The 10,957-nt window shown below is 60.2% G+C and carries 9 protein-coding genes; 5 read left to right on the top strand and 4 right to left on the bottom strand.

Annotated features, from left to right (window positions below; all coding sequences use genetic code 11):
- Positions 1 to 31 precede the first annotated feature (31 nt).
- Positions 32 to 1,162, bottom strand: coding sequence for a catalase family protein (locus tag HX875_RS27235; RefSeq protein WP_177047412.1), 1,131 nt, complete (start codon positions 1,160 to 1,162; stop codon positions 32 to 34).
- Between the two features lie 30 nt (positions 1,163 to 1,192).
- Positions 1,193 to 3,004 carry a di-heme-cytochrome C peroxidase gene (locus tag HX875_RS27240; protein WP_177047413.1) on the bottom strand — a complete coding sequence of 604 codons (1,812 nt, stop codon included), beginning with the start codon at positions 3,002 to 3,004 and terminating at the stop codon, positions 1,193 to 1,195.
- Between the two features lie 246 nt (positions 3,005 to 3,250).
- Between HX875_RS27240 and HX875_RS27245 the strand changes: the two genes are divergently transcribed.
- The 4 genes from HX875_RS27245 to HX875_RS27260 all read left to right on the top strand — a co-directional run bounded on the left by HX875_RS27245 (position 3,251) and on the right by HX875_RS27260 (position 5,563).
- Positions 3,251 to 3,982: an FKBP-type peptidyl-prolyl cis-trans isomerase gene (locus HX875_RS27245; protein WP_177047414.1), complete on the top strand. Its 732-nt coding sequence runs from the start codon at positions 3,251 to 3,253 to the stop codon at positions 3,980 to 3,982.
- A 321-nt stretch (positions 3,983 to 4,303) separates the two neighbouring features.
- Complete coding sequence (locus HX875_RS27250; protein WP_169385881.1) at positions 4,304 to 4,759, top strand: YkvA family protein; 456 nt, start codon at positions 4,304 to 4,306, stop codon at positions 4,757 to 4,759.
- 97 nt (positions 4,760 to 4,856) lie between these two features.
- A complete protein-coding gene (locus HX875_RS27255) occupies positions 4,857 to 5,195 on the top strand; it encodes a helix-turn-helix domain-containing protein (protein ID WP_177047415.1) in 339 nt (112 codons plus the stop codon).
- Positions 5,192 to 5,563: a hypothetical protein gene (locus tag HX875_RS27260; RefSeq protein WP_010166435.1), complete on the top strand. Its 372-nt coding sequence runs from the start codon at positions 5,192 to 5,194 to the stop codon at positions 5,561 to 5,563. Before HX875_RS27255 ends, HX875_RS27260 begins: the two co-directional genes overlap by 4 nt.
- Before the next feature lie 9 nt (positions 5,564 to 5,572).
- Here HX875_RS27260 and HX875_RS27265 read toward each other — a convergent pair whose 3' ends face one another.
- Together HX875_RS27265 and HX875_RS27270 are read right to left on the bottom strand one after the other, a co-directional pair.
- A complete protein-coding gene (locus tag HX875_RS27265; protein WP_177047417.1) occupies positions 5,573 to 7,345 on the bottom strand; it encodes a bifunctional diguanylate cyclase/phosphodiesterase in 1,773 nt (590 codons plus the stop codon).
- A 112-nt stretch (positions 7,346 to 7,457) separates the two neighbouring features.
- Positions 7,458 to 9,539, bottom strand: coding sequence for a carboxy terminal-processing peptidase (locus tag HX875_RS27270; RefSeq protein WP_177047419.1), 2,082 nt, complete (start codon positions 9,537 to 9,539; stop codon positions 7,458 to 7,460).
- A gap of 138 nt (positions 9,540 to 9,677) precedes the next feature.
- On the opposite strand from HX875_RS27270, the gene HX875_RS27275 reads away from it, so the two are divergent.
- Positions 9,678 to 10,640, top strand: a complete 963-nt coding sequence (locus HX875_RS27275) for a zinc-binding dehydrogenase (protein ID WP_177047421.1) — start codon at positions 9,678 to 9,680, stop codon at positions 10,638 to 10,640.
- The last annotated feature ends 317 nt before the right edge of the window (positions 10,641 to 10,957 follow it).

Consider the following 10,957-nt stretch of genomic DNA (forward strand, 5'->3'; position numbering starts at 1 on the left):
AAATAACGGATATGCCCCCCACCCCACGCCACTACAAATTCCGACTATGCCGATAATCGCTGACCGCCTCATACACCGCCTTACGCAACCGATTAATCCCCCCAATCGGCCGATGCGCCTCCACCCCGAACCACGGGTTAAACGACTGATTATCACAAGCCAGATTCAACGCCGGCGTATCAAAATCCTGCGCCGGAATCACCACCTTGGCCACCGTCTCAAACGGCGCATCGCTCTCCTTCCACTCAATGCTGGTGTCCTCGATCGGCATGAACTTCTGCGGATTCTGCCGCTGAATCTGCAACACAAAACACGCCGCCACCCGGTCAGTCGATAGTTGCTGATTCAACGCACTGCGCAAAAAGTTCGGCAGATCCTGATTCTGCTTGGGCAGCACGTACGCAGGACAACCCTGGGGATCCGGCGCCACCCGAAACTTCGCATTCGCCGTCCCGAACTTATACGGCGACACCGAGAAGTAAGTCGTCTGCGTAGGACTCACCGGCGGCGGCGCCAACGTCGCCAGCGCAATAAACAGATGCCGCACCTGCCAACTGCGCGGATCCACCGAAGGGAAAAACGCCATGACCTTCTTGCCATCAGCCTGGGCCGAAACGTTCTGCGCATACTCCGCCACATCACTGACAAAAAAGTTCGGATGGCTGAACATCACAAAATCCTGCTCACCCCGCGCCTGTTGATCCGCCAGCAACTGCTTGCCCGGTACATCCAGCAATTTGATCGCCATACCACGTGCATCGCGGATGCTGTCGAACTGCGGGTATGCATTGCCGTTGGACAGCCGCATCATCGCCTGCCAGGTCTTGCCCGGCTCGGCAAACACACCCTGGCGCAGGGCCGGGTCGAGGTCCGGCAGTACGCTGACCTGCGCCTTCACGCAACCATGGGCCTTGGCATGGGCATCGCGCAGGTAGCGTGTGCCTTCACGGTGCTGGTCGACGATGCGCACAGCGGTCTGAATGATGCCTTGGGTCATGGCGGCTTCCCCAGGCGGGATCTGTTCATCCGGCGACACCGGGCCGCTGTGCTGCCAGGCAAACCACAAGGTGGACAACAACCAGCCCAGCAGCCCCAGGCCCACCAGCCACAACAGGGTTTTGCCGAGAAACGCGCCGAGGCGCAGCCAAAGTCGAGCGAGCATTTTAAAATCCTTTTCTGCGAAGTCGGTGGGTCAGGGCAGTTGCTGTTCCAGCGGGCCGCCCAGCACTTTCAAATATTCCAGCAGCGCCCAGCGTTCCTGGGGCAGCAAGCCACGGCCAATCACCCCGTTGCCACGCTGGCCGGCACGGAATTCGTGGCCGCTGTTGTGGTTGCCGGTGATGCGCGTATCGAACAGGAAGGCGTTGGGGAACGCCGCGGTTTGATAGCCCAGGTGACGCGGGTCGTATTCGAAGGTGCCTTTATAGAAGGTCGGGCTGCGCTCGTCCTGGGGCGAGAGCAATTGGTAGATCGTCGGCACCGAGCCGTTGTGCAGGAACGGCGGTGTCGCCCACACCCCGGCCAGCGGTCGAGCCTTGTAGGCGCGCAGTTCGCGCACGCCGATGGGCAGGCCGAAACCGTCCAGCTGTGAGCGTTCGGCAGGCGTTACGCCGGCGGCACGGTAGGCGTGGTCTTCGACAAAGGCGGTGATGTAGGCCAGGCCCTTGGCTGAAGAAATGCTGCGCAGGTCCAACGGTTCAGTGGGCGTGGGGTGCAGTTCGACGTTCATTTTGGCCAACTCCGCCGGGTCCCATTGCAGGGCGCTGAGGTCGAAGCGGTGGTCGGCGATGTTGCTGGCGGCAGTAGGGTCGGTGCCGATCACCTCCACCGGGAGCATTTTCAGTTGTCGCACCGGACGGCCATCGACCTGGGACACAGTCGGCACGTGGCAGCCGGCGCAGTTTTCTGCGAAGAGTGCACGGCCTTGGGCGGCCAATGGTTTGTCGATGGCGCCGAACAGGTCTTCCGGCCAGGTTGGCGGCTTGAGGCGTTGCAGGGTTTCTTCGAGGGTGCTCAGGTCGCGCACCCGCACGCTGGAGGGATAACGCGCGTCGCCCTTGAGCGGCTGGCCGGCGTTGTCGAAGAAGTCCAGCGTGGCGCCGACGCCCAGCGCTTCGCCGATATTGCGGGCCATGGGTTGCTGGGCCGAGCCGTTCCATTGCACCCAGTCGAAGGTCCAGATGTCCCACAGTTGCGGGTAGTCCACCGGTGCATTGGCGATACGATAGTTGTCCGGGGAAATGGCGTCGCCGAAGCTGGCGTTGGCAATGCGGCCAAAGGCGTCGGTACGGCCCGGGCCTTCTTCGGTGGGGTAGAGGCCACGGTGGGTATCGTTCCAGGCGACTTTCAGGAAGGTGTTCAGGGCCTTCTTGAAGTCCTGGCGCAGTTGCGCGGCGTTCCGGTCGTCGTAGTCGTGGCCCAGGACGGTGCGGGCAAAGCGCTCGAATTTCCATGGGTTGTAGTAGGTCGAGGCGAGGCTGGCGACGAGCGCCTGGCCGAAGCTGCCGCCGCGCAGGGTCGGTACGCTGGAGGGCAATACATGTTGCGCCGGGCCGCCGTCGACACGCAGGCCCTGGCCTTTGAAGTTCAACTGGCCGGTGTGGCAGGCGGCGCAGGTGATGTCGAGGAACTCATCATTGCCGCCAGGGTTATTGTGCCGGGTGAAACCCACCGGCAGGTTGCCGGGGTTCTGTGCAGTGGGTACCTGTTTGGGGTCTACCAGGAAACCGAAGCGCGCCAGGTATTCGGGCGTGGCGAAACGCTGCTCGGAGAACGGCAGTTCCAGGGCAGTGAACCAGTCATAGCGCAGGCCCTTGACCTGGGTGCCCTGGGGCGTGAAGTAGTACGTCTGGCGATCTGCGGCGCTCCATTGATCCTGGTAGTGCACCTGTTCCACCGGCACGTAGTCCGGCAGCTTCGGGTTGACCACAAAATAGAGCACCACCGCCAGGATCAAGCCCAGCAGTATGAAAATCAGCAGCAAAACACGGGAAAAAATGCGCAAGATAACTATCCTTGTCGAGTTGTGTCGTTCTTATGCCATCAGGCCAGCAGTGCGGCAAGTGGCCATGAGCGTGGTTCCAGCGGTCCTGCCTTCCGTTGCAGAGCCATAGAATGAATGAAAATGCTTTTAAACACGTGAACTTATCAGAAGTTTCCTGCTCACATGCCGGTAGCCATTGGTCGTGGCCGCCTGATAAGCTCGCGACTTTACTCGAATGCCCTTTTGGCACACGAACAAGGAAATAGCATGAAACAGCATCGGTTGGCGGCGGCGGTGGCCCTGGTTAGCCTGGTACTTGCGGGTTGTGATTCGCAAACCAGCGTAGAGCTGAAAACCCCGGCGCAAAAAGCTTCCTACGGTATCGGCCTGAACATGGGCAAAAGCCTTGCTCAAGAAGGCATGGATGACCTGGACTCCAAAGCGGTAGCCCAAGGCATCGAAGATGCTGTCGGCAAGAAAGAACAGAAGCTGAAAGACGACGAGTTGGTCGAAGCGTTTGCCGCACTGCAGAAGCGTGCTGAAGAACGCATGGCCAAGATGAGCGAAGAGTCGGCAGCCGCCGGCAAGAAATTCCTCGAAGAGAACGCCAAGAAAGACGGCGTTGTCACCACCGCTTCCGGTCTGCAATACAAGATCGTGAAGAAAGCGGACGGTGCCCAACCGAAGCCTACCGACGTAGTGACTGTTCACTACACCGGCAAGCTCACCAACGGCACGACCTTTGACAGCTCCGTGGATCGCGGCAGCCCGATTGACCTGCCGGTCAGCGGCGTGATTCCAGGTTGGGTCGAAGGCCTGCAACTGATGCACGTTGGCGAGAAGGTCGAGTTGTACATCCCGTCCGACCTGGCCTACGGTGCCCAGAGCCCGAGCCCGGCGATTCCAGCCAATTCCGTACTGGTATTCGACCTGGAACTGCTGGCCATCAAGGACCCGTCCAAGGCTGACGCGCCTGACGCACCGGCTGCCAAGAAGTAACCAGCGCCTGAACACACAACGCCCCGTCTCGACGGGGCGTTGTTGTTTCTGGCCTGTGTATAACTTTTCCAGTTGAATCCAGGCCACATTCAACCGAACCCACGCGGTCTAGAGCAGTCTGATAAAAGACGCGAGTGTGGCTAGACGCAGATCAACGCCAAGTCAATGAATTCTTGGGTTTTTTTTATGTGCGCAAAAAACGCCCGATCTGACTGCAGGCCTTGTATTACGTGGCTTTCAGCCTGGAAAATAGGCTCTGTTCACAAGGTTATCCACAATTTGTGTGGATAACCTTTTCTGTCGCCTGGAACTGGAGTGACGATGAAAGCCCCGTTTAATTTCACCCGCTTCCTGCCCATGGCCGCTCGCCTGCTGGGCCGCGGGCGCTTGCCCACGCTGCTGTTCGCGGTGGCCGCCAAAGGTTCGAGCCAGGGCAACCGGCTGGGCAAGCTCAAGGACGACCTCAAGCTGCTGCAGGCCTTGTGCCTGGCCTACTGGCGCGGCGAGTACCGGGCCATCAGCCCCAAGGCACTGATTTCGGTGGTGGCGGGGCTGATGTACTTCCTGAGCCCGATTGACGCGATCCCGGACTTTATCCCGGTGTTCGGCATGCTCGACGACATTGCCGTGCTGGCGTGGGTCATGAAGACCCTGGACGGCGAGCTGAGCGCTTTTCGCGCCTGGCGTGAGCGTCAGCGACCCGAGAAGCTCGCGGTGGTTGAGCGCCTTCCTGCGACCCCTCAACTGCTTGCGCAGGAAAATCCACAAAAAAACTGAACCTTGCGAATATCCCCCTGCGCTCTTTGTGGCTGTTAGGATTACACTCCTAAGGAAAGTACTTACGAAGTAAGTGTTGTGATCCTACGGGGCAGTCATGGATATTCAGATAATTACAAAGGATGGCGAACCCGAATATGCGGTTCTGCCATGGGCTCAGTATCAGGCGCTGTTAAAAGCCGCCGGTCCGCAACAGCCAACACCTCCTGCTTCGACCATCAGTCAAACCGCTGCCGAACCGGATCTGCGCCCCCTGGAGCAACTGCGAAGCCTGCGCGAGGCCAAAGGCCTGGCCATCGAGACGTTGGCTCGCACAGTGGGCATCAGCCCTTCTTACCTGGGCTTGATCGAAAGTGGTGAACGCCAGCCGGACGCTGCCATCCGCCGCAGCCTGGCTTGGGAATTGGGCGTTGCAGGTTGGAGGGACGAAACGTGAGCGTACGTATCAGCCGTCAACATTGGGATGGATTAATCAACGAACTGGACCAGGCGCGCCGACAGCGCCACCTCCTGACGTACCGCGCGTTGCTGGAGCGCCTGCAATTTCCCACGCCGGCCATGCAAACCCTGACGGCGGCGCTGGAACACCTGGCCGCGCTGGATGCCAAGGCTGACCAGCCACTGCGCAGTTCCCTGGTGATCAGCCAGGGTGCGAGCCGCCTGCCCCGCACCGGTTTTTTTGAATGTGTGGAGCGCCTTGGGCGCTTCTGCGGGCCGTCCGATGGCGTGGCCGCGGCGTCGTGGCACGCCTCGGAAGTGGTGCGGGTGTTTGAGTACGATTATCCCGAGTCTGCCGAAGCCTAGCGCTTGGTGTTACAGGGATTCCGGCTCTTCCAGCTGCAGGCTGTCGATCACATGAATGCTGTAGCCCGCCACGTTCTTCGCGTGGTGCTTGGCTTGGGAGGCCAGTTCCGCCAACTGGCTGGCATCGAGTTGTCCACAGGCCTGTGGATATAAATGCACCACGCCGATGGACAGCGACAGCAACGCAAACTCCTGGCGCACGCCCTGGCGGTTCAGCGCGACAAAACACCCCGCGTCCAGGTGCTCGCTGCGATAGAAACGCCGGCACTGGGTGTGGAAGTCGTCCAGCAACTGGTTGAGCCGCTTGCGCCAATCCTGCGGGCCCAGCACCAGCAAAAAGTCATCACCGCCGATATGCCCGACAAAGTCGCGGCTGGGGTCTACCCGGTCGTTCAGGCATTGCGCCAGGCACAGCAGCACTTCATCGCCGCGGCCATAGCCGTAGATATCGTTGAACGGCTTGAAACTGTCGATATCCACGTAGCAGATCACCGACTCTCGCTGTTGCTGCAACAGCCGCGTCAGGCACTGCTGGATCGGTACGTTGCCCGGCAATAAGGTCAGCGGGTTGGCGTAACGCGCCTGCTGGATTTTTAGCTCGGTAATCAGCTTGAGCACATCGATCACCCGGCCCAGTCCCAGGTAGTCGCCGTTGAGGGTGATGATGAAATCTTCCTCGATCCGCTGGCGCGCGCGGCTAGTGAGCAGGCGGCTGACTTGCTGCAGGGACTGGCTCAGCTCCACCGCGAGGAAGTCGTCACTCATCAAGCGGCTGATGGGCTTGCGGGCGAACAGGTCGGTGGCGAACGGCTTGAGCAGCGCGTCCGACAATGAGTGCCGGTGCACGATGCCGATCGGGTGGCCGCGCTCATCCAGCACTGCCAGGGAATTGAGGTTGGCCTGGCGGCGGAAGGCCTCCAGCACCTGCGCCGTGGCGGTGTGCTGGCCCACGGCCGGATGTTCGTTGAGCAGGGCGCTGAGGTCGCTGCCTTCGTCGTTCAGTGCGACGTTGGCGCTGTCGGGTTTGGGCAGCATCAACCGCGCCTCCTGCGGCGGGTTTTCCTGGGGGCGGCAGAGCAGGTAGCCCTGCACCAGGTCGACACCCATTTCCGTGAGTACCGCCAACTCTTCAGGCAACTCAATGCCTTCGGCGATGACCTGTGCCCGGGAGGCCTTGGCGATTTGCAGGATCGAGCCGACAAACTCGCGCTTGAGGGCGTCCTGGTGGATGCCGTCGATAAAGTGCCGGTCGATCTTTACGTAGTCCGGACGCAACTCCGACCACAAGCGCAGGCTGGAATAACCCGCGCCGAGGTCATCCAGGGCAATTGAAAAACCCATGGCGCGGTAGTGATGCAGCGCGGTTTGCAGCAGTTGAAAATCGTCGGTCGGGGTTTGCTCCGTCAGTTCGATCACCACCTGGCTGGGCGGAATGCCGAAGTCGCTGAGCAGTTGCAACGTGCGGCCCGGCTGGTGCGCGGTTTCCAGCAGGGAATCAGGCGAGACGTTGAGAAACAGCTTGCCCGGCAGTTTCTGGTCGCTGAAACGCCGGCAGGCACTTTCCCGGCAAAGCATCTCCAGCTCGCTGAGTCGCCCGGCGTGACGGGCCACCGAGAACAGCGCGATCGGGGAGTGCAACGGGCTGTTGGACGGGCCGCGACTCAGGGCCTCGTAACCGACGACGCGTCGTTCAGACAGAGAAATGATCGGTTGGAACAGGCTGTGCAAACTGCCTTGAGCCAGGATTGAGCCCAATGCATTCAGCTGTTCGGTCATGGTCATGATTTTCTCGAGTCGAAAAAAAAGGACCTGCTTTGGCAGGTCCTTCATTTCACGACAGAATGATGTCTATTTGATGACACTCCGAGGAGCGTTCACATTAAATTGCCATCATTTACTGCTTGGCCACCGTCTTGCTGATTTTCAAGTAGTCCAGCAGGATGCGCCCGGTCTCGCTCAGGTAGGCATCATCTTCCGGCTTGGTTTTATCAGGCTCGGCAGCGATCGCGTCTTCGTCTTCTTTCTTCAGTTCCTTGAGTGGAGCTTCGCCTTTGGCCTTGCGACGGGCGTTCTCCAGTACCAGTTGCTGATTCTCGATGTCGGTGTGCTGCGCACGACGGTCGGCTTCGTTCAGGCTGACGGTTTTCTCTTCCATCAACTTCTTGGCCAGGGCCAGTTTGTCGCGGATGAAGATGAACTCGGCATCCTTGGCGGAGCGGGTTTCGTGATCCGTTTTCAGCTGGGCCACGTAGGGCTTGAACGGGTCTACCGCCGGCTTGATCGCAGGACGGATGGTGTCCCACGGCATTGCCTCGGGCAGGGCGCTCTCGCCGATTTCCTTGGTGTCGATGATCGACGGGAAATCGATATCCGGCAGTACGCCCTGATGCTGGGTGCTCTGCCCGGAAACCCGGTAGAACTTGGCCAGGGTCAGTTTCAGCTCGCCATGGTTCAGCGGCTGGATGGTCTGCACGGTGCCTTTGCCGAAGGTCTGGCCGCCGATGATCAGCGCACGGTGGTAGTCCTGCATCGCGCCGGCAAAAATCTCCGAAGCGGATGCGGAGAGGCGGTTGACCAGCAACGCCATCGGCCCTTTGTAGAAGGCACCTGGGTTCTCGTCTTCCAGCACGTCTACACGGCCGTCAGCGTTACGCACCAGCACGGTCGGACCCTTGTCGATAAACAGACTGGTCAGCTCGGTGGCTTCCTGCAGGGAACCGCCGCCGTTGTTGCGCAGGTCGATGACCACGCCGTCGACTTTTTCCTTCTGCAGCTCGGTCAGGATTTTCTTGACGTCGCGAGTGGTGCTCTTGTAGTCCGGATCGCCAGCGCGGAACGCCTTGAAGTCCAGGTAGAACGCCGGGATCACAATCACGCCCAGCTTGTAGTCCTTGCCATCCTGCTTGAGGTTCAGGATCTGCTTCTGGACGGCCTGGTCTTCGAGCTTCACCGCTTCACGGGTGATGGACACGATCTTGCTGGTCTGGTCGTTCGGTGCGTTGGTGTGCGGAATCACTTCCAGGCGCACCACGCTGCCTTTCGGCCCGCGGATCAGTTTGACCACTTCGTCCAGGCGCCAGCCGACCACGTCGACCATCTCTTTGTCGGCCTGGGCCACACCGATGATCTTGTCGGCCGGAGCGACCTGCTTGGTCTTGTCGGCCGGGCCTGCCGGCACCAGACGCACGATTTTCACCTGGTCGTTATCGCTTTGCAGGACGGCACCGATGCCTTCCAGCGACAGACTCATGTTGATATCGAAATTTTCTGCGTTATCTGGCGACAGATAATTAGTGTGCGGGTCGTAGGACATCGCGAAGGTGTTGATGTAGGCCTGGAAGATATCTTCGGCACGGGTCTGGTCCAGACGTGCCAGCTGATTCTTGTAGCGCTTGGTCAACAGCTCCTGAATGGCCTTCGGCTCTTTGCCGGCGATCTTCAGGCGCAGGACTTCATCCTTCACGCGCTTGCGCCACAGGTCGTCCAGTTCGGCTTCGGTGGTCAGCCAAGGAGCGTCCTTGCGGTCAACCAGCAAGGTCTCTTTCTTGGTGAAATCGAACTTGTCGACGCCCTTGTTCAGCTCACCAATGGCGAAGTCCAGACGCGCCTTGACGCGGTCCAGGTAGCGCTTGTAGATGGTGAAGCCGGGCTGCAGGTCGCCGCTCTTGAGGAAGTCGTCAAACTGCGTCTTCCACTTGTCGAATTCGGTGATGTCGCTGGCCAGGAAATAGCTGCGCGAGGGATCCAACAGCTTGAGGTAGCTGTCGTAAATGATCACCGAGCGAGCGTCGTCCAGCGGCGGCTTGCTGTAATGATGGCGCTTGAGCAACTCAACGACGTTAAGGCTCGCAATCACCTCATCGCGATCAGGCTGAAGGTTGTCCCAGCTGTTGGCTGCGAACGTATTGCTCGATAGCGGCAAAAGGCCGATACCAATAAAAAGAGCGAGGGCGGTGCTGGGGAACAAATGCTTCATGCTGATTCGACGCGGGGGCAATTGATAACGCATATTAGGCCGTCTTTGAAGTCGCCGGTTCCATATGGGCCGGTCGCATAATGCAAAAAGCCCGGCGCTACAGCAACGGGCTCAGTCCAGACTCACTATGGAGGCACTGTGAAAGCATTGCAAGGCGTTGAAGGTCATGTGGAGTGGCAAGAAGAGCCGAGTCCTACATGCGATGTAGGCCAAGTACGCATTCGTGTGGCGGCTGCGGGCCTGAATCGGGCCGATTTATTACAGCGTTCGGGGCTCTATCCGCCGCCTCCCGGTGCCAGCCAGGTGCTGGGCCTGGAGTGTTCCGGGGTGATCAGCGAAGTCGGCGCCGGTTCGTCGTGGCAGGTAGGTGATCGGGTTTGCGCCTTGCTGGCCGGCGGCGGGATGGCCGAAGAAGTGGTGGTGGATGCCCGTCATGTGTTGCCGGTGCCGGAAGGCGTGTCCCTGGCCGAAGCCGCCGGGTTGCCTGAGGTGTACAGCACCGCGTGGCTGAACCTGTTCCAGTTGGCCGGCCTCAAGCCCGGCGAGAAGGTGTTGCTGCATGCCGGCGCCAGTGGCGTGGGCTCGGCGGCGATCCAGCTGTGCAAGGCGTTTGGCAGCCCATGCTGGGTCAGCGTCGGCTCGGCGGATCGCCTGGCTTACTGTGAAGCGCTGGGGGCCCAGGGCGGTGTGGTACGTACCGACGGTATCGAGGGCCTGAGTGATTTTGGCCCGTTCGATGTGATCCTCGATCCGGTGGGCGGCAATTATGCTGCGCTGAATCTCAAGCTGGCGGCCCGTGATGGCCGTTGGGTGTTGATTGGCTTGATGGGCGGCCGTGAGGCACAGCTCGACCTGGCGCAGGTGTTGGCCAAGCGTGTGCAGGTGTTGGGTTCGACCCTGCGCAGCCGGGATGACCAGTTCAAGGCGGACCTGTTCAGCGACTTGAGCCAGCACGTATGGCCGCTGTTTGCCGAGGGTCGTTTGAGCCCGCAGTTGGCCAAGACGTTTCCGATCAAGGACGCCGAGGCCGCGTTTGCGGAACTGGCGACTAACCAGATTTCCGGGAAACTGGTGTTGGTGATCGACGAAAGCCTGGTCTGATCTCAGCTGCGTCTATGTGTTGGGGCTGAGCTGGGGCGGGGGGCATATCCGTTATTTGGGTGATGGCGACTATTGGTTCCGCTCTTACAGCGGCTCACTTTTGAAAAGCGCAAAAGTAAGCAAAACGCTCTTGCCCCACCACTCGGCACCTCGCCTAGGCTCGGTGTGCCCGAACGCAGGTATTACTCCGCGGGCCGCCGCGACGGGGCGTCCCTGCCCCGTCGCGGCTAAACCGGCGTCCTGCCGGTTTACCCGCTCCGTACTACCTGCGTTCGGCCAGCGTGGTTTAACGGGGCGCCTAAGATCAAGATCAAAAG

Source organism: Pseudomonas yamanorum (assembly GCF_013386765.1).
In the GTDB taxonomy this organism is placed as follows: Bacteria; Pseudomonadota; Gammaproteobacteria; order Pseudomonadales; family Pseudomonadaceae; genus Aquipseudomonas; species Aquipseudomonas yamanorum_A.